Source organism: Brevundimonas sp. CURTG3B2_SDJG (genome assembly GCF_057364705.1).
The window spans coordinates 1-593 of record NZ_JBNFOJ010000583.1; the positions used below are offsets into that span (position 1 = coordinate 1).

1 protein-coding gene is annotated in these 593 nt (G+C 71.0%); it reads left to right on the plus strand.

Annotated features, from left to right (window positions below; all coding sequences use genetic code 11):
* Positions 1-57 precede the first annotated feature (57 nt).
* Positions 58-593, plus strand: a 536-nt coding sequence (locus AC2W7C_RS18790) for a TPM domain-containing protein (RefSeq protein ID WP_486002695.1), incomplete at its 3' end; no start/stop codon positions are given.

A 593-nucleotide genomic window follows, 5' to 3' on the forward strand; every position in this document is an offset into this window, starting at 1 on the left:
GGGCGGTCCTGATCGCCGTCCTGCTGACCGCCGGCGTGGCTGGCGGCGACGCCCGTGATGGCGCAGACCTTTCCGGCCCTGAGCGGCCGGGTCGTGGACCAGGCCAATCTGCTGTCGGCGGACGCCGAGGCCGCGCTGACGACCCGGCTGGAGGCCCTGGAGCGGGACACCACCGACCAGTTGGTCGTCGTCACCGTGCCCGATCTGCAGGGTTATGAGATCGAGGACTACGGCTACCGCCTGGGCCGCGCCTGGGGGATCGGCCAGGAGGGCAAGAACAACGGCGTCCTGCTGATCGTCGCCCCCAATGAGCGCAAGGTGAGGATCGAGGTCGGCTACGGCCTGGAACCGATCCTGACCGACGCCCTCTCGGCCCTGATCGTCCACGACCGGATCCTGCCCTCGTTCCGCGAGGGCTTCTACGAGCGAGGGATCACCCAGGGGGTCGAGGCCATCGACGAACAGCTCCGGCTGGACCCCGCCGAGGCCCAGCGGCCGCGCGCCGCCGCGGACCGTCCCCGCTCGGAGGCCCCCGTGGGCCCCGCGATCCTGATTCCTGGTGCTGTTCGTGATGATCGCCCTGTCCGTCGTGG